The organism is Streptomyces sp. NPDC090032 (genome assembly GCF_044748025.1).
Classification (GTDB): domain Bacteria; phylum Actinomycetota; class Actinomycetes; order Streptomycetales; family Streptomycetaceae; genus Streptomyces.
In genome coordinates this window covers 159,188-176,806 of sequence record NZ_JBIVFF010000012.1, presented here as the reverse complement: position 1 = coordinate 176,806, position 17,619 = coordinate 159,188, and the positions used below count along the sequence as shown (strand labels likewise).

14 protein-coding genes are annotated in these 17,619 nt (G+C 71.4%); 9 read left to right on the top strand and 5 right to left on the bottom strand.

Annotated features, from left to right (window positions below):
* The first annotated feature begins 74 nt into the window (after positions 1-74).
* The 4 genes from ACIPWY_RS28625 to ACIPWY_RS28610 all read left to right on the top strand — a co-directional run bounded on the left by ACIPWY_RS28625 (position 75) and on the right by ACIPWY_RS28610 (position 7,111).
* Entirely contained in the window at positions 75-1,691 is a 1,617-nt protein-coding gene (locus ACIPWY_RS28625; RefSeq protein ID WP_401535620.1) for a protein kinase, read from the top strand.
* Positions 1,692-1,761: 70 nt separating this feature from the next.
* Positions 1,762-3,489 (top strand): serine/threonine-protein kinase, encoded by a 1,728-nt coding sequence (locus ACIPWY_RS28620; RefSeq protein WP_393703413.1) that lies wholly within the window; start codon positions 1,762-1,764, stop codon positions 3,487-3,489.
* Between the two features lie 127 nt (positions 3,490-3,616).
* Positions 3,617-5,245, top strand: coding sequence for a succinic semialdehyde dehydrogenase (locus ACIPWY_RS28615; protein WP_362904231.1), 1,629 nt, complete (start codon positions 3,617-3,619; stop codon positions 5,243-5,245).
* Positions 5,246-5,275: 30 nt separating this feature from the next.
* On the top strand, positions 5,276-7,111 hold the full coding sequence (locus ACIPWY_RS28610) for a GMC oxidoreductase (protein WP_393703415.1): 1,836 nt from the start codon (positions 5,276-5,278) through the stop codon (positions 7,109-7,111).
* Between the two features lie 88 nt (positions 7,112-7,199).
* Here ACIPWY_RS28610 and ACIPWY_RS28605 read toward each other — a convergent pair whose 3' ends face one another.
* The gene (locus ACIPWY_RS28605; RefSeq protein ID WP_393703417.1) at positions 7,200-8,204 is read right to left on the bottom strand and encodes an LAETG motif-containing sortase-dependent surface protein; all 1,005 of its coding nucleotides are present in this window, start codon (positions 8,202-8,204) and stop codon (positions 7,200-7,202) included.
* A 302-nt stretch (positions 8,205-8,506) separates the two neighbouring features.
* Between ACIPWY_RS28605 and ACIPWY_RS28600 the strand changes: the two genes are divergently transcribed.
* Positions 8,507-9,232: a hypothetical protein gene (locus ACIPWY_RS28600; protein ID WP_393703419.1), complete on the top strand. Its 726-nt coding sequence runs from the start codon at positions 8,507-8,509 to the stop codon at positions 9,230-9,232.
* A gap of 626 nt (positions 9,233-9,858) precedes the next feature.
* On the opposite strand, the gene ACIPWY_RS28595 is transcribed toward ACIPWY_RS28600, so the two are convergent.
* Complete coding sequence (locus tag ACIPWY_RS28595) at positions 9,859-10,152, bottom strand: chorismate mutase (RefSeq protein ID WP_100594826.1); 294 nt, start codon at positions 10,150-10,152, stop codon at positions 9,859-9,861.
* 321 nt (positions 10,153-10,473) lie between these two features.
* Between ACIPWY_RS28595 and guaA the strand changes: the two genes are divergently transcribed.
* Positions 10,474-12,060: a glutamine-hydrolyzing GMP synthase gene (guaA, locus tag ACIPWY_RS28590; protein ID WP_362904241.1), complete on the top strand. Its 1,587-nt coding sequence runs from the start codon at positions 10,474-10,476 to the stop codon at positions 12,058-12,060.
* Positions 12,061-12,139: 79 nt separating this feature from the next.
* Here the strand turns inward: guaA and ACIPWY_RS28585 are convergent, their stop codons facing one another.
* Positions 12,140-12,622, bottom strand: a complete 483-nt coding sequence (locus tag ACIPWY_RS28585) for a pyridoxamine 5'-phosphate oxidase family protein (RefSeq protein WP_393703422.1) — start codon at positions 12,620-12,622, stop codon at positions 12,140-12,142.
* 130 nt (positions 12,623-12,752) lie between these two features.
* Here ACIPWY_RS28585 and ACIPWY_RS28580 point away from each other — a divergent pair, with 130 nt between their 5' ends.
* The 3 genes from ACIPWY_RS28580 (at position 12,753) to ACIPWY_RS28570 (ending at position 15,675) form a co-directional block, all read left to right on the top strand.
* Positions 12,753-13,544 (top strand): class II aldolase/adducin family protein, encoded by a 792-nt coding sequence (locus ACIPWY_RS28580; RefSeq protein ID WP_362904245.1) that lies wholly within the window; start codon positions 12,753-12,755, stop codon positions 13,542-13,544.
* A gap of 210 nt (positions 13,545-13,754) precedes the next feature.
* Positions 13,755-15,020, top strand: a complete 1,266-nt coding sequence (locus ACIPWY_RS28575) for a hypothetical protein (protein ID WP_393703424.1) — start codon at positions 13,755-13,757, stop codon at positions 15,018-15,020.
* Positions 15,021-15,147: 127 nt separating this feature from the next.
* Positions 15,148-15,675 carry a DoxX family protein gene (locus ACIPWY_RS28570; protein WP_362904249.1) on the top strand — a complete coding sequence of 176 codons (528 nt, stop codon included), beginning with the start codon at positions 15,148-15,150 and terminating at the stop codon, positions 15,673-15,675.
* A gap of 320 nt (positions 15,676-15,995) precedes the next feature.
* Here the strand turns inward: ACIPWY_RS28570 and ACIPWY_RS28565 are convergent, their stop codons facing one another.
* Positions 15,996-16,220, bottom strand: a complete 225-nt coding sequence (locus ACIPWY_RS28565; RefSeq protein WP_362904251.1) for a hypothetical protein — start codon at positions 16,218-16,220, stop codon at positions 15,996-15,998.
* Positions 16,207-17,598 (bottom strand): PspC domain-containing protein, encoded by a 1,392-nt coding sequence (locus ACIPWY_RS28560; RefSeq protein ID WP_393703427.1) that lies wholly within the window; start codon positions 17,596-17,598, stop codon positions 16,207-16,209. Before ACIPWY_RS28560 ends, ACIPWY_RS28565 begins: the two co-directional genes overlap by 14 nt.
* Positions 17,599-17,619: the final 21 nt, after the last annotated feature.

Here is a 17,619-nt window from a genome sequence, read left to right as displayed (position 1 = left end):
TGCGGTTTCGTTGATCCTTTGACGGCCCGGAGCACACCCCTCCGGGGTGCGTTCCGTGCGGCATGATGGAACGCATGGGGACCGAGTGGGAGGACAACGTCCGTGTGATCGCCGGGCGTTACCGGCTGGAGGCCCGCATCGGCCGGGGCGGAATGGGCGTCGTGTGGCGCGCGTCCGACCAGCTGCTCGGACGGCGCGTCGCGGTCAAGGAACTCGTGCTCGACGAGACGCTCTCCGCAGACGAGGCCCGGCGCCAGAAGGACCGCACCCTGCGCGAGGCCCGCGCGGTCGCCCAGCTCAGACACCCGAACGTCATCGTCGTCCACGACGTCGTGGAGGACGGCGAACGCCCCTACATCGTCATGGAGTTGATCGAGGGCGGCTCGCTCGCCGACCGGCTCTCGCGGAGCGGTCCCGTCGACGCGCGGGAGGCGGCCCGGATCGGGATCGCGCTCCTCGGCGCGCTGCGGGTCGCGCACGCGGCGGGGGTGCTGCACCGCGATCTGAAGCCGGCGAACGTGCTCGTCGAGGCGGGCAGCGAGCGCGTCGTGCTCACGGACTTCGGGATCGCGCAGGTCAGCGGCGCGACGACGCTCACCGAGACGGGTTCCTTCGTCGGCTCGCCCGAGTACACGGCGCCCGAGCGCATGTCGGGGGAGCGGACCGGGCCCGAGTCGGACCTGTGGTCGCTCGGGGCGATGCTGTGCGCCGCCCTGACGGGCGAGTCGCCGTTCCGGCGCGACTCGCTGGGCGGGATCATGCACGCCGTGGTCGTCGGCGAGATCCGCCCGCCCGCAGAGGCCGAGCCGCTGCTGCCCGTCGTACGGGGACTGCTCGAGCGCGATCCGGCGCGCAGGCTGGGCCTCGACGAGGCCGACCGGCTCCTGCGCGCGTACGTCGACACAGGTACGACTCCGCGAGCCATGGCCGCCTACACGCCCACCGCCAGGAACACCGCCAGGAACGCCACCACGGGCAGCCCCGCGGCGCCGGATTCCGCACCCCCGCAGAAGCGTTCCCCCCGAGCCGTGCTCGCGGCCGCCGCGCTCGTCGCCGCGATGGCCGGGGCCGGCGTCTCGGCGGCAGCGCTCCTCGTGAACGGCGGCGAGGACGGGGGCACCCACCGGCCCACGGCGTCCGCACCGGGTCCCACAGGCGGCACGGGGTCCCCCTCGGATCCGGCCCCGGAGCCCCGTCCGACGGTCACGGTCACGGAGCAGCAGACCGGCCCGCGGCCCGCGTCCCCCGCCGGTTACCGCACGGCGGTCGACCCGAAGGGCTTCTCCCTGGCCGTGCCGGACGACTTCAGCCGGAAGCCGGACGGACCGCGGATCTTCTACATGTCGCCGGGCGACACGTTCAGGATCGGCATCAAGGAGACGGCACCCGACCCGGGCGGCCCCGGCGCCGTGCAGCGCCGCTCCGACGCGAAGGGGCCCGACCACAACCCGGGTTACCGCGACGCTTCGGTCACCGACACGACCCACGGCGGCCGGCCCGCCGCGCTCTGGCGGTTCACGTGGAACGGCTTCAGCACGGCCGAGGGCGCGAGGCACACGTACGACCTGTGCTGGGAGCAGGGCGGCCGGATGTACGACGTGTGGGTGTCGGCGCCGGTCGGCCGGATAGAGGAGGCCAAGCGGTACTTCGACACGGCGGTCGCCACATTCGTGCCCCACGGGGGCGGTTGAGGCATCGGGGCGGTCACAACTGGGCGACCGGAGTGGATCCGGAGGCGTCCCGCACGGTAGGCATGGGGGCATGAGTAACAACGGGGGACCCGGCTACGGCCCGAACGATCCGACGAGCTTCGGACTCCAGCCGCCGCAGCCGCCTCAGCAGCCGCACACGCCCCAGCACGGGAACCCGTACGCCCAGCAGCCCCCGGCCCCGCAGCAGCCCCCCACCGCCTACCCTCAGACCCAGCCCCAGCCCCAGGCCTCGCACCAGCCGCAGCCCACCCAGGTCGTGCCGCCGCAGCAGAGCGCGGAGCCCGAGCCGGGGGCGGGGCGGCTGATCGGCGGGCGCTACCGGCTCCTGAGCAAGCTGGGGCACGGCGGCATGGGCACCGTGTGGCGCGCCAAGGACGAGACGGTGGACCGTGAGGTGGCGGTCAAGGAGCCGCGCGTCCCCGACCATCTTCCGGAGCGCGAGCGGACCACCGTCTTCGAGCGGATGCGGCGCGAGGCGCGCGCGGCGGCCCGGCTCGACCACCCGGCCGTGGTCAACGTCCACGATGTCGCCGTCGAGGACGGACAGCCGTGGATCGTCATGGAGTTCGTGCAGGGCCGCACGCTCGGTGACGCGCTCCAGGAAGGCACGCTCAGCGCCCGCGAGGCGGCGCGGATCGGTCTCGAAGTGCTCGGCGCGCTCGAGGCCGCGCACGCCGCGGGCGTCCTGCACCGCGACGTGAAGCCCGACAACGTGATGCTCGGCCGCCACGACCGCGTGGTCCTCACCGACTTCGGCATCGCCCAGATCGAGGGCGAGACCAATCTGACGGACACCGGAGGCTTCGTCGGCTCGCCCGAGTTCATCGCCCCGGAGCGCGTCCTCGGCCAGCGTCCGGGGCCCGCGTCCGATCTGTGGTCCCTCGGCGTCGTCCTGTACGCGGCCACGGAGGGCGTCTCGCCGTTCCGCCGCAACAACACGCCGGCGACGCTCCAGTCCGTGATCAACGCGACCCCGGCGGCGCCCGCCGCGGCCCAGGGCCCGCTCGCCGAGGCCATCAACGGCCTGCTCGCCAAGGACCCGGCCCGGCGCCCGAACGCGGCGCGCGTGCGCGACCTCCTGGAGCGCGCGGCCAACCCTCCGCAGCAGCCGCCCACCCAGGTCGTCCAGCTCGCGGGCCCCGGCGGTAAGGGCGTCAGCCTCAGCCGCAAGACGCTGCTCGGCCTCGGCGCGGCGGTCGTCGCGGCGGCGGTGGCGGCGTACCTGGTGCTCGCGAACCCGTTCGCGGGACCGCTGCCGGACGGGTGGCAGGACCATCGGGAGAAGACGCTCGCGGCCACGTTCGCGGCGCCGCCGGAGTATGTGCGGGTCCAGGCGGACAACACCTACACCAAGACCGACCACTGGGTCTCCTACCGGGATCCGAGCTACGCCGTCTCGATCACCCTCTATCTCAAGAAGAAGTCCGAGGACACCCTGAACGGGATCGCGAGCTCCGCGTCCGCGCAGGCGTACAAGGACTCCGACGAGATCAACAAGGGCGACAACCCGAAGATGGCGGACAAGCCCGCTCCTCACAGCAGGACCGCCAAGACCACGTACAACGAGCGCGAGTCCGCCGAGAACACGATCACCTACACGGATGACAGTGATTCCGACGCGCCCAAGCCGCGCGAGGCGAAGGTCTTCTACTACAAGACCAAGTCGGGCGACATGTACCAGCTCTGGATCGACTACCCGGGCAAGGGCGACTTCACCGAGCGCGGCCGTGAGGTGGCGAAGGCGGCCGTCGCCAACCTCGACATCAGCACACTCTGAGCGAAGACCCTGACAACCCCCTGATCAGGGGCTTTGTTGCCAGCGATCGCTGGCGGCGTGTGAGTGCTTCGTGAAACCTCGTTACCCGTGGGTACCCAAAACGTTGACGGGCGCTTACGCTCGCGCCATGACGGACTCGCAGGCCATCTCCAAGGACCGTACGGACAAGACCGGCACCAACCCGGTCGCCCCGGCCCCGCAGGGCGCGCGCACCGCGGCCGACGTGGTGACGCCCGAGCTGGTCGCCCAGCTCACCAAGGGGGTGGCCGGCTCGGGCCGCACCGCCAACCACACGCCGTTCAGCGGCGAGAAGCTGGCGGACCTGCCCGAGTCCACGCCCGAGGACGTCGCGAAGGCCTTCGAGCGGGCCCGCGCAGCCCAGGCCGTCTGGGCGAAGGTGCCCGCGCGGCAGCGCGCCGCCGTGCTGCTCCGCTTCCACGACCTGGTGCTCGCCCGCCAGGCCGAGGTCCTCGACCTGATCCAGCTGGAGACCGGCAAGGCGCGCCTGCACGCGCACGAAGAGGTCCAGGCCGTCGCCGTCGCGGCCCGCCACTACGGCCGCAAGGCCCCCGCCTACCTGAAGCCGAAGCGGCACACGGGCGCCGTCCCGACCCTCACGAAGGTCACCGAACTGCGCCAGCCGCGCGGCGTCGTGGGCCAGATCGCGCCCTGGAACTACCCGTTCGAGCTGTCCGTCGGTGACGCGCTCCCGGCGTTCGTCTCCGGCAACGCGGTCGTCATGAAGCCCGACACGGAGACCTGCCTGACGGCTCTGTGGGCGCGCGACCTGCTCATCGAGGCGGGGCTGCCCGCCGAGGTCTTCCAGGTCGTCCTCGGTGAAGGCCCGGTCGTGGGGCCCGAGTTGGTCAAGCACGCCGACTACGTCTCGTTCACCGGCTCCACCCGCACGGGCCGCGAGGTCGCCCAGGGCGCCGCCGCGCGCCTCGTCGGCGTCTCGCTCGAACTCGGCGGCAAGAACGCGATGCTGGTCCTCGCGGACGCCGACATCGACAAGGCGGCGGCCGGCGCGGTCCGCGCCTGCTTCTCCTCCGCGGGCCAGCTCTGCATCTCCATCGAGCGGCTCTACGTCCACGAGTCGATCGCCGACGCGTTCGTCGAGCGGTTCGCCACGCGCACCAAGGCGATGCGCCTCGGCAAGTCCCTCGCGTACGGCGCCGACATGGGATCCCTGGTAGGCGAGCGGCAGTTGGAGACGGTGACGCGGCACGTCGACGAGGCCGTCGCCAAGGGCGCGAAGCTCGTCGCGGGAGGCGTCGCGCGCCCCGACATCGGCCCGTACTTCTTCGAGCCGACCATCCTCGACGGCGTCGAGGCGCCGATGGCCGTCTGCAACGAGGAGACCTTCGGCCCGGTCGTCTCCATCTACCGCTTCACCGACGAGGACGAGGCCGTCGCGCTGGCCAACGGGACGCCGTACGGCCTGAATTCCTCGGTCTGGACGAAGGACGCCAGGCGCGGTCACGACGTCGCCTCCCGGCTGCGCACCGGGACCGTCAACATCAACGAGGGCTACGCGCCCGCGTACGGCAGCGTCCAGTCGCCGATGGGCGGCATGAAGGACTCGGGCCTCGGCCGCCGCCACGGCTCCGAGGGCATCCTCAAGTACACCGAGGCACAGACCGTCGCGCACCAGCGGATCATGCCGATGGCGCCGTCGTTCGGGATGGACGACGAGAAGTACGCGGCGTTCATGAGCCGCAGCCTGAAGGCGATGAAGACCTTCCGTCTTCGTTAGAGCACCACCCGTTCTCAACGAGGAGAGCCAGTGTCACAGGAGAACTCTGTCCGCAGTGAAGCCGGGAGCGCCGACGACGCCGCGTACGACTACGACGTCGTGGTCATCGGATCCGGGTTCGGCGGCTCCGTGTCCGCCCTGCGCCTGACCGAGAAGGGCTATCGCGTCGGCGTGCTCGAAGCGGGCCGTCGCTTCGAGCCCGGCACGCTGCCCAAGAACTCCTGGGACCTCAAGAACTACCTGTGGGCGCCCAAGTTCGGCATGTACGGCATCCAGCGCATCCACCTCCTCGGCAACGTGATGGTCCTCGCCGGGGCGGGCGTCGGCGGCGGCTCGCTGAACTACGCCAACACCCTCTACGTGCCCCCGAAGCCCTTCTTCGAGGACCCGCAGTGGAAGGACATCACCGACTGGCAGGCCGAGCTGAAGCCGTACTACGACCAGGCGCAGCGCATGCTGGGTGTGCGGCTCAACCCGACCATGACGCCGGCCGACGTGCACCTCAAGGCGGCGGCCCAGGACATGGGCATCGGCGACACGTTCCACATGGCGCCGGTGGGTGTCTTCTTCGGTGACGGCAAGGACGCCTGCGGCGAGGACGGGACCGGCTCGGTGAGGGCCGCACCCGGCACCGAGGTCGACGATCCGTACTTCGGGGGCGCGGGCCCGGCCCGCAAGGCGTGCACCGAGTGCGGCGAGTGCATGACGGGCTGCCGCCACGGCGCGAAGAACACCCTCAACGAGAACTACCTGTACCTCGCCGAGAAGGCGGGCGCGGTCGTGCACCCGATGACGACGGTCGTCTCCGTCACCGACGACTCGCAGGGCGGCTATGCGGTCCAGACGCTCCCGACGGACGACAGGAAGAAGGGGGCGGGCCGTACGTTCAAGGCCCGGCGCGTCATCGTCGCGGCCGGCACGTACGGCACGCAGACCCTGCTGCACCGTATGAAGGCCGGCGGTCAACTCCCGTATCTGTCCGCCAGGTTGGGAGAGCTGACGCGCACGAACTCCGAGGCCCTCGTCGGCGCCCAGACCAACAACCGCCGCTACAAGAAGCGCCACGGCAAGCCGAAGGTCGACTTCACGCAGGGCGTCGCGATCACGTCCTCGATCCACCCGGACGAGAACACGCACATCGAGCCGGTCCGCTACGGCAAGGGCTCGAACGCGATGGGCGGCATGACGATCCTCCAGGTCCCGTACGCGCAGGGCTCGTCCCGGGTCGCCGGCTGGCTCGCCAACGTGGCCAAGCACCCGACCCTGCTGGCGCGTTCGCTCTCCAACCACCGCTGGTCCGAGCGGACCATCATCGGCCTGGTCATGCAGTCACTCGACAACTCGCTGACGACGTATCTGAAGCCGGACGGCGTCGGCAAGGGCCTGCTCACGGCCGAGCAGGGCCATGGCGCGCCCAACCCCAAGCAGATCAAGGCCGCCGTGGACGCCGCGTCCACGATCGCCGCCGAGATCAACGGCTTCGCCGGTTCGAACGTCGGCGAGCTGATGGGCACCCCGCTGACCGCGCACTTCCTGGGCGGCTGCCCGATCGGCGACTCCCCGCAGACGGGTGTCATCGACCCGTACCACCGTCTCTACGGGCACCCGGGCATCTCGGTCGTCGACGGCGCCGCGGTCACGGCGAACCTGGGCGTCAACCCGTCCCTGACCATCACGGCGCAGGCCGAGCGCGCGATGTCGTACTGGCCCAACAAGGGCGAGGAGGACCCGCGTCCGGCGCAGGGCGTGGTGTACGCGCGGCTGTCCGCCGTCGCACCGAAGAACCCGGCGGTCCCGCAGGACGCGTTCGGCGCGCTGAAGCTGCCGTTCCTGGGGATGCCGGCGGTCCCGCCCAAGAAGAAGTAGCGGGCCCGTTTCGCCTGCGGACACACGAAAGGACCTGCGCCCCCCTCCGAGCGCAGGTCCTTCCCGTGTGCGCAGCCCCTAGGGGGTGTTACGCGGTGGCGCCGGCCTTGCGGCGGCGCACGGTGAACACGGCACCGGCACCGGCGACGACGGCGACGCCGCCGATGAGGCCGATGGTCGGGACCATGGAGGAGGAACCGGTCTCAGCGAGGCTGCCGGTCACCTCCTGGGTGTTGTTGTCGTTCGGCTTCTCGGTCGGCATCGGAACCTTGCCGCCTTCCTGCGGCTTGGTCCCGTCGGTGTCCGTGCCCGGCTTCACGATCTGGATGACGTAGCTGGCGGAGGCTTCGCCTTCGCAGTTCAGCTCGTCGTCGTTGTAGAAGCCGCCGCCGATGGTCAGGCCCTCGCCGATGGGGGCGTTGGCCTTCACGTTCAGGCGGAGCTGGTAGTTGACGGACTTGCCGGCCTTGACGCCCGACAGGTCGAGGAAGCCGAACGAGTAGCCGTCGCCGTCGTCGATGTCGACCCAGCTGCCGTCGACCTTCGCCTGGAGACGGACCTGGCTCGCCTTGTACGGGTTCTCGGCGCTCTCGTCGTTCGGGCCGACGCCGGCGTAGAAGATCGCCTGGTCGAGGTCGGTCTTCGTCGGGTTCTTCACGTTGAGGGTGAAGCCGTGCCAGCCGCTGCCCGCCGCGATCTTGCCGGGCAGGCCGCTGATGGAGACGGACAGCTTGGACTGGTAGTCCTCGTTGTCCACCTCGCAGATGCCGGTCGGGTCGGTCGGCTCGTCGGACGGCGTCGCGGACGCGGACGGCGACGGCGACGTGGAGTCGGACGGCTTGCCCGACGGGGTGGTGCTGGAGCCGGGGGTCGTCGCGGGCGTGGAGGCCGGCGCCGAGGGCGACTCGGGGGTGGATGCGGTGGTTTCGGGCGACGACGGGGTCGACGGGTCCGACGGCGTCGCGGCCGGCGCCGACGACTCGGTCGTCGTGTCGGGAGATTCCTCGGCGAACGCGGCCGGCGCCGAAAGGAGCGCGATCGGGGCTATCGCAGCCGTCGCGGCCGCGGCGGCCAGGGCACGGCGAAGCTTCATGAAGACCTCGGAAAGTTCCGGCGTACTGCTGTGGCGCAGTACGAGCTGGGAGGCCTCCGCGTTGTGGGGTCGCGGGTGTGGCCGTTGGTTCCGCATGTGTGACCGGCAACCCCGGGAAATGGTTGCCCTCGACCTCACACGATTCTTATGTGAGCTGGCTCACTCGTGGCTGTGTACAACCTTTGTGGCGATCTGCGATCGTTACGCAAAGCGCTGGCAAAGGGGGGTGGGCGCGGGCTTTGATGGCGCCTCGGTACGGGCCGACGCGTGGCGCCGTGCCGCAGCAGACGAAGGTGGGGAATGTGAAGTCAGGTGTGAGGCGTGCCGTGGCGGCCGCCGCCGTGGTCGCGGCTCTGGGTGTGACGACGGCGTGCGGGGGGTCCTCCGGGAGCGGCGACGCCGAGAAGCCGGCCGGTTCGCAGAAGTCCGCGGCACCCGCGAAGCCCGCCGAGGAGGGCGCGAAGGCGCTCACCGCGGCCGAGTTGGAGAAGGCCGTCGTCGCCACGGGCGACGTCAAGGGCTACAAGGTCGAGAAGGTGGGCAAGAACGACCTGCCGCCGACCGTGAGCGTCGCCGCGAAGCCGGCCTCGTGCCAGCCGCTCGCCGACATGTTCATGTTCTCGACCCGGCCGACGGCCAAGGACCGGGTCGTGCGCACGCTCATGGCGACGGACGAGCTCGACCCCAAGGTGACCTCGCTGGCGCTGCTCGCGCACGACGGTGCCGACGCCGCCGAGGTTATGAAGGACCTGCGTACGGCTTCGAAGAACTGCACCGCGTACGAGCACGTCGACTACAAGTACAGCGGCGTCAAGGAGCGGCCCGCGCCCGACGCGGGCGACGAGGCGGTCTCGTACGACGTCAAGGGTGTCATCGACGGCGACAAGGTCCCGATGACCTTCACCGTGGTGCGCAGCGGCTCGACGGTCGTGGCGTTCTACACCATGAACATGCTGGACTCGAGCAAGACCGACGTGCCGCAGGTGATCGTCGACGCGCAGCTCGCGAAGCTGGCGAAGACCGCCTGACCTCGGCTGTCCGGACCGCGGCGTTCGGCTCGGCCGGTGAGCACAGCGAAGGGCCCCGCGGACGTGTCCGCGGGGCCCTTCGCCTTCAGCACCGACGTCAGGGCGGCGTCGGTGCTGGGGAGCGGCGCCGGGGGGTTGCGCCGCTGGTGCGGGTCTGCCAGGGGCGCAACCCCGGCGCGCGGTGGCGCGCGAGTGGGGCGGGCCTGCGGCGATTCACTTGTGAAGCCCGGGACTTGGGGCTTTGTGGGATGTGGGAAGGGATGTGTGGGTTTCTACGCATCGTGCTCGCGGGTCTGTCGTGCGCGCAACCGTTTCGACCGACTTTTGCGACCACAGGAGCGAAGGGGTTCTCCTGGGAGGCCGGCCGGCCCCGGGCGTCCCCGGGACCGGCCGTTCTCTTGGGTGACCGGGCTGCTGTCCCCTGCCGTCCGGTCACAAACGCTGGAGCGAGGTCCCACGACGTACGGCATGGATCCCTACGTCTCATCGCTCCAGCGGAGCCACGCGTGGATTGAGCGGGCCCGCCCCTGGCTGGCACGGACATCGGGACCAACGAAGGGTGCCGCGGACCGGTCACGCGCCGTACGGGTGAGAGCGGATCCGAACGTGGGTGCGCCGCGTAGGCCTCAGACCCGGCCCCGGCACAGCTCCAGGAGCGTCATCGCGAGGCCGGTGCCCGGCTTGCCGAGGGCGTCCCTGTAGTGGCCGAGGACCTCCAGCTCGCGCGCCAGGTTCACGCGGCGTCCGCCCGAGGTGATCCGCGCCTCCTGGATGACGGCCGAGACGGCCATCCGTTCCTGGATCAGGCCGATGATCCGGTCGTCGAGCGAGTCGATGCGCTCGCGGGCGCCGGTGATCACGTCGGCGGCCTCGGAGGTGTGGGCGCCGGTCTTTTCGCTGGGGGTTGCGGTGGTGGTCATCTTGGGGCTCCTCGTCGTATGGGGACGGGTGTCCTGGAGTGGCAAGGACCGGAGATGACAGAGCGCCCCGGGCCTTGTCGGCCCGGGGCGCCCGGTAAGTCGCTTGTCAGGTGATCAAGCAGCTCGACCTCGGCAGCCGGCGGGCCGGTTGCCATAGGTAAAGAGGAAGTCGATGCGGTGCTTGGTCACAAGACCAGTATGCCCCGGCCCGGTGGCCCCGGCCACCGCGTCCGTGGGATGAGACGAAGAGTGTCCTCACGGGCCCGTTAGAATCGACAAAACAGACCCCTGCTCGTGTTCCACCGCCGGAAGGCCGCCGCCGTGCCATCAGCGTCCCCCGCTGCCGCCCCTGACACCGTTCTGGTCGTCGACTTTGGTGCGCAGTACGCCCAGCTCATCGCCCGCCGCGTCCGCGAGGCCCGCGTCTACAGCGAGATCGTGCCGAGCACCATGCCGGTCGAGGAGATGCTCGCCAAGAACCCGAAGGCGATCATCCTCTCCGGCGGCCCCTCGTCCGTGTACGCGGAGGGCGCCCCGCGCCTGGACCGCGCCATCTTCGAAGCCGGCGTCCCCGTCTTCGGCATGTGCTACGGCTTCCAGCTGATGGCCACGACCCTCGGCGGCACCGTCGACGACAACGGCGCCCGTGAGTACGGCCGCACGCCGCTGACCGTCTCCCGCGCCGGCTCCACCCTCTTCGAGGGCACCCCGACCGAGCAGTCCGTGTGGATGTCGCACGGCGACGCCTGCTCGGCCGCGCCCGAGGGCTTCACCGTCACCGCGTCCACGGACGTCGTGCCGGTCGCGGCCTTCGAGAACGACGCCAAGAAGCTGTACGGCGTGCAGTACCACCCCGAGGTCATGCACTCCACGTACGGCCAGCAGGTCCTGGAGCACTTCCTCTACCGGGGCGCCGGCATCGAGCCGACCTGGACCACGGGCAACGTGATCGAGGAGCAGGTCGCCGCGATCCGCGAGCAGGTCGGCACCAAGCGCGCGATCTGCGGTCTGTCCGGCGGCGTCGACTCCGCGGTGGCCGCGGCCCTCGTCCAGAAGGCTATCGGCTCCCAGCTGACCTGCGTGTACGTCGACCACGGCCTGATGCGCAAGGGCGAGACCGAGCAGGTCGAGAAGGACTTCGTGGCCGCGACCGGCGCGAACCTGAAGGTCGTCGACGCGAGCCAGCGCTTCCTCGACGCGCTGGCCGGGGTCTCCGACCCCGAGGCCAAGCGGAAGATCATCGGCCGTGAGTTCATCCGCGTCTTCGAGCAGGCGCAGGCGGAGATCGTCGCCGAGGGCGCGGCCGACGGCGAGGACGTCGCGTTCCTCGTCCAGGGCACCCTCTACCCGGACGTCGTCGAGTCCGGCGGCGGCACCGGCACGGCGAACATCAAGTCCCACCACAACGTGGGCGGCCTCCCCGAGGACCTGGAGTTCGCGCTCGTCGAGCCGCTGCGCCAGCTCTTCAAGGACGAGGTGCGCATGGTCGGCGCCGAGCTCGGCCTGCCGGACGAGATCGTCCAGCGCCAGCCGTTCCCGGGTCCCGGCCTCGGTATCCGCATCGTCGGCGAGGTCACCAAGGACCGGCTCGACCTGCTGCGCGAGGCCGACGCCATCGCCCGCGAGGAGCTGACGGCGGCCGGTCTCGACCGTGACATCTGGCAGTGCCCGGTCGTCCTGCTCGCGGACGTCCGCAGCGTCGGCGTCCAGGGCGACGGCCGCACCTACGGCCACCCGATCGTCCTGCGCCCCGTCTCCTCCGAGGACGCCATGACGGCGGACTGGACGCGCATGCCGTACGACGTCCTGGCGAAGATCTCGACCCGCATCACGAATGAGGTCGCGGACGTCAACCGCGTCGTGCTCGACGTGACGAGCAAGCCGCCGGGCACCATCGAGTGGGAGTAGTCGCTCCCCGACACCGTGTGTGAAGGCGCCGCCCACTGCCGCATGGAGTGGGCGGCGCCTTCGTGTCCGTGGGGGCAGCTCAGGTGCGCTTCAGGGTGCGTACGGGCTGGCCGTCCGGCCTCCACACCTGTACGACCAGGTATTTCTCGTCCTCGATGAAGGTGCGGGTGACCTCGGTCAGCTCGGTGCGGAAGAGGTGGAAGTCGTCCGGGTTGGGGACCTGGACCGAGTCCGTGTACGAGGCGATGACCTCGGGGTCCTCGACCAGCAGCGCCCGGCCCGAGATCCGTACGTCCCCGCCGCCCATCCCGGTCCCGTCGCCCGGGTTGGCCTGGACGGCGAAGCGCGGGTCCCGGAGCAGATCGCGCGCCTTGAGCGAGCCCGGCATCATGCCCAGCCAGAACTCCCCGTGCAGGAACCGCACCTCCAGTCCGCTCGTGCGCGGCGAACCGTCCTTGCGCAGCGTCGCCAGGATGTGGTGCTGGAACCGACCGAAGCGCTCCTCGACCGTCTGGGCGAGGTCCGGTTCGGCCGCGGTGAAAGTGGCCCAGTTCGACGTCATACGACGAGTCTGGCGCGGATACCCGACATCTTCTGTCCGGTATGCGCGGCGCCGCCCGCGACGAGTTCGGCGCACTCTCTTCACCGTCCGCCTCTGTCCTCCTGCGCTCCTCGGAGGTACCTTCCGCTCCATGTCCACGCAGACGCCCCCGCCGGTCCCCACCGAACACCTCCAGTTCGCGATGCCCCCCGTCCACGACTCCCTGGCCGGCGAGCGCCGGCACCGCAAGGAGCGGCTCGCGGGTGCGCTGCGCATCTTCGGGCGTCTCGGCTACGAGGACGGGGTGTCGGGGCACATCTCGGTGCGGGACCCGGAGTACGACGACTGCTACTGGGTGAACCCCTTCGGGCTGCCGTTCAAGCACGTCACCGTGTCCGACCTGGTCCTCGCCAACGGGGACGGGCAGGTCGTCGAGGGCCGCCGCCATGTGAACCAGGCCGCGTTCACCGTCCACGCACAGGTCCACCGGGCGCGGCCCGACGTGGTCGCCGTCGCACACTGCCACTCGCTGCACGGGCGCGCCCTGTCCACGCTCGGTGAGCTGATCGACCCGATCACCCAGGAGGCGTGCGCCTTCTACGAGGACCACGCGCTGCTCGACGAGTACACCGGCGTGGCCGTGGACCCGGACGAGGGGCGGCGGATCGCGGCCGCGCTCGGCTCGTACAAGGCGCTCATCCTGCGCAATCACGGGCTGCTCACGGTGGGCGGCACCGTCGACTCGGCCGCGTGGTGGTTCCTGTCGTTGGAACGCTCCTGCCAGGTGCAGCTCGCCGCACGGGCCGCGGGCCGCCCGATCCTGATCGACCACCGGCAGGCCGTGGCGACGCGGGAGCAGGCGGGCGGGGACCTGGTGGCGTGGATCAACCATCAGCCCCTGTGGCAGGAAATCAGCAGCGCGGAGCCGGATCTGCTGTCCTGAGGCGGCCGAGGGCTGCGGGCAGGGCTGTGGCGTTCCTGCCCAGGGCTGTGGCCTCGGGGGTCAACACGGGCTTCTGCTGTTCACCCCCTCTGACCCGACCAGGCGGCCCTGGACGGCCTCGCGTACGGCACAATTCCCAGTCATTACACGGAAGTTGACGCGCGGCCGGTCGGGTCGGGCGGGCTCCGGATGGGAAGGCGGGCGTACCGGGTGGCGGTCCAGGAGGCGCGAGAGGGAACGCACGGCGGGGGCTGCACCTGCGGCGACTGCCCGCACGGGGCGCGCGAGGGGCACCGCAAAGCTGTGGCCGCGTTCCTCGCCAAGCGGGACGAACTGGCGGCCGGGCAGGGGCTGCCCGCCGCCGTCGCGCACTCGGCGGGCGCGTCCCGCCAGTGGGTCTCGGACGAACTGACCCAGTCCGCGCGGGACATGGCCGACCGCGGGCGCGCCGAGGGCGACGCGTGGCTCGCCGGGCTGTGGCCGCGCACCGTCCGCCTGGTGTGGGGCGGGTGCGCGCTGCTCCTGATCGTGCAGGCGCTCACGGCGATCGGCGCGGGCTGGACGAGCGCGCGCACGGCCGGACTGCTCGCGGCGGTCGTCGTGAGCGGTCTCCTGACCGGCGCGGCCTACGTCCACCGGGCGGCCGGCGGCGTCCTCGCCCCGGTCGTCGGCGAGGACAACCGCCTGTCCACCTCCCGCGCCGTCGCCGCCTGCTGGGTCCTCGTCGTGGTCTACGCGGTGCTCGTCCTGGCGGGCGAACTGGCCGGCGCCTCCGGCCACCGCGAGCGGGACGCGCTGATCTCGGGCCTTGAACTCGCCCGGGGCGCCGGGGTGGTGACCGTCCTCGCGGTCGCCTGCGGGGCCGCCGTCCTGGTCCGGCGGGTCGTGGGGCTGCGCGTGCTCGGCCAGCGACTGCAGAAGGTGCGCGCGGACCGGCCACGCGCCTCCGACCTGTTCACCGACGACTCCGGACGCGGCACCTTCGCCGACATCCAGTACGTGCTGATCTCGGCCGTCGCCCTGGTCTTCGTCGTGGTGTGCCTCGCCCGCCGCCCCGGGCAGCTCCCCGATCTTCCATGGGGACTCGCCCTGCTGGTCCTGGTCTCGGCGGCCACCTACCTCGCGGCCAAGTACGCGGAGGGTGGCCGCCCCGTGATCCTTTCCGTCGTGCGGTCCCGCGAGGCGGGGGACCTGGACGCGCCGATCCGCACCGGCGACGACATCGAGATCCGCGGGGCCGGCTTCGTGCCGCCCGGCGCGGCCACCGCGGACCGGCTCGCCCGCATGGTCGTCCGCATCGGTCCCGTGCACGTCCATGTGCCACTCGTCCCTGTGCAGGGAGGCTTCACCAACCCCACCGACACGACCCTGACGGTCCCGGTCCCCGTCGACGTCGAGCCCGGCCGGGTCGACGTCCAGGTCGTCACCGCGGCGGGCGTGGAGACGAACCGGTGCGCGATCGATGTCTCGGACTGAGTTCCCCCGGGCTCGGCCTGCATCAATGACGAAACGTTACTGAGCGGTTTCGCCCTCTCGTACGTATGGTCTGGTGACGGGCAATTTTGCGGGCACCAGTGCGGGCGCGAGAGGCGGCGGAGGGGCGATGGCTCATGGCATGCGGACGGACATCCACGGCGGCTATGTCAACGGCAGAGGCAGCTGGCGGGACAGCGCCCAGCGGTTCGCACTCCTTCCTCTGAGGATCTTCCTCGGCGTCACCTTCATCTACGCCGGGCTCGACAAGCTGACCGACAGCGCGTTCTTCCACGCCACCGGATCGGGGTCGATCGGTGAGCAGATGCACGGAGTGCGGAACATCTCCGCCATCCCCGCCCTGGTCGACCTCGCGCTCAAGAGCCCGGCCGGCTTCGGCTATGCGATCGCCTTCGGTGAACTGGCCGTCGGTATCGGCACGTTGATCGGACTGCTCGCCCGGCTCGCCGCGGTCGGCGGGATGCTGATCTCGCTGAGCCTGTGGCTGACGGTGAGCTGGGCGACCGAGCCCTACTACCTCGGCAACGACCTCGCCTACCTCATGGCCTGGCTGCCGCTGGTGCTTGCGGGGGCGTCGGTGTTCTCGGTGGATGCGCTCCTCGCGGCTCGGCGCCGGGCCCGGGGCGGGCTCGGCTGACGGGACTTCTTTGCGGCGGTGCGGTTCTTGGGGCCGGGATGTGTGCGGCGGCGCGTCGCTCGGGGCCGGGATGTGTGCGGTGGCCGCGTTGCTTGAGGCCGGGGTGTGTGCGGCGGCGCGCCTAGGGGGCGGCGCGTGCCGTGGTTCGGCTGCGGGTGGTGAGTGGCTGGGCGCGCAGTTCCCCGCGCCCCTGGAGGAGCGCCTGTTGCGACGGCGCCCTCCTCCGGGCTTACGGGGAGAGGAGGCGCCTGCTGCGACCGTGCCCCTCCCGGGCTTACCGGGCGAGGGGCGCCTGTTGTCACCGTGTCCCCTTTCCGGGCTTACCGGGAGTCGGATTCCGTGAGGTTGGATCTTCGGTGGCGGCGGATCGTGTACGTTGCCGTGCCCGTCACTGCGGCCAGGGACAGGCCGGCGCTGACTACGGGGAGCACCGCGAACCACGGCACTTCCCAGCCGCCCAGCGCGTCTCCCAGGGAGAGCACTCCGGCCGCGGTCAGGAACAGGCCCGCGACCAGCTTTCCCGGCCGGAACTCATGACGTGGCACGGGCCACCTCCGCCTGTCCGACACCGACTTCGAGCCGCAGCTCGACCGTGCCGCCGTCCTTGCTGCCCGCGGGCGGTGTGAGGGTCACCCTCTGCTCCTGTCCCGGACGGATGTCCACGTCCTGTGTCTGCTCGTCCGGCAGCCGGATGTCGCCGATGCCCACCTCGGCCCGCAGCACCACCGTCGCGTCCTTCGGTACGACGACCTTGAGCTGCCCCGCCCCGACCTCCGCCCTCGTCGTCAGCGTCTTGCCCTTGCCGACGTCGATCCCGCTCAGATCGAGCGTGCCGACGCCCGTCCCCAGCTCGTATCTCGGCTCGACCTGGGCGGCCGAGGCCGGGGTCCAGTCGGTGCGCACCCAGTGGGTGGTGATGTTGGAGGGGAGTGCGGCCGACGCGGCGAGAAGGCCCGCCGTGATGACCGCGAGGACGATCGAGCCGGCGCCGGTCCGCCCGACGAAGGCGCTGAGCGCGATGCCCAGGCCGAAGACGACGAGCGCGCTCGCGAGACCGGCCTGGAGTGCCGTGCCGAGCGGGTGGCCGTGCCAGGTGGCGGCCGTGCCCGCGCAGCCCGCGGCCAGCGCGAGCAGGAACGTCCAGCCGCCGATCCGGCGCGGCCCGCGCTGCTTGGGCGCCCCGCCTTCCGGGCCGCGGGAGGAGTCGACAGGTCCCCAGGTCGTACGGTGCCCGTGCGCCGTGGGCTCGTACCGGATGTCGACGCCGCTGTCGGGCCCCCAGAAGTAACCGGTGCCTCCGACGTGCGTGCCGTCCTTGACTATCGGGTCCCGCCACCAGGACGGGGCCCCGGCGACGGGCGGCGCCTGCGCCTCGGGCGGAGCGTCGGCCACGGTCTGCGCCGCCAGGGGGTCGGGGTCGGCCCCTCTGCGCTGCCGGGACCAGTACCCCGCGCCGGCGAGGAGCAGGGCGAGGACGGCGGCGAACGTGAGCACCCCGCCGTTGTTCAGCATCGAGAGGAAGAGCCCGCAGCCGACGAGCGCGACGAGCACGGCGGTCAGCGCCGGGCCGTCCACGCGGCCGGAGAGGAGCTTGCGCGCCTCGTTCTCCTCCTCGTCGTCGTACGGGACGAAGAGCCAGGCGAAGCCGTAGAAGATCAGGCCGAGCCCGCCGGTCGCGGCGAGCACGGCGAGGCCGATCCGGAAGATCACCGGATCCATGTCGCAGTGCCGGCCGAGGCCCGCGCACACGCCGCCCAGCGTCCCGTGCCGTCGGTCGCGCCGGAACTTGCCCGGGGGCGCGGGGACGCCGGGCTCCTGTCCCGGTGCGGGCGGCGCGGACGCACCGCCGGAGCCGCGCCCGGGCACCGCGTCCTGCGGCTGCCCGGCCTCCGCTCCCGTCGAGGCGTGCTGGTGATCTGTCATGCGTCCATGGTGACGGGCCCA

Bases quoted from the DNA above. Each gene is read 5' to 3' on its own strand.
- ACIPWY_RS28605 (WP_393703417.1), bottom strand. From the start codon at position 8,204: ATGAAGCTTCGCCGTGCCCTGGCCGCCGCGGCCGCGACGGCTGCGATA.
- ACIPWY_RS28560 (WP_393703427.1), bottom strand. From the start codon at position 17,598: ATGACAGATCACCAGCACGCCTCGACGGGAGCGGAGGCCGGGCAGCCG.
- ACIPWY_RS28595 (WP_100594826.1), bottom strand. From the start codon at position 10,152: ATGACCACCACCGCAACCCCCAGCGAAAAGACCGGCGCCCACACCTCC.
- ACIPWY_RS28580 (WP_362904245.1), top strand. From the start codon at position 12,753: ATGTCCACGCAGACGCCCCCGCCGGTCCCCACCGAACACCTCCAGTTC.
- ACIPWY_RS28585 (WP_393703422.1), bottom strand. From the start codon at position 12,622: ATGACGTCGAACTGGGCCACTTTCACCGCGGCCGAACCGGACCTCGCC.
- ACIPWY_RS28570 (WP_362904249.1), top strand. From the start codon at position 15,148: ATGGCTCATGGCATGCGGACGGACATCCACGGCGGCTATGTCAACGGC.
- ACIPWY_RS28625 (WP_401535620.1), top strand. From the start codon at position 75: ATGGGGACCGAGTGGGAGGACAACGTCCGTGTGATCGCCGGGCGTTAC.
- ACIPWY_RS28620 (WP_393703413.1), top strand. From the start codon at position 1,762: ATGAGTAACAACGGGGGACCCGGCTACGGCCCGAACGATCCGACGAGC.
- ACIPWY_RS28615 (WP_362904231.1), top strand. From the start codon at position 3,617: ATGACGGACTCGCAGGCCATCTCCAAGGACCGTACGGACAAGACCGGC.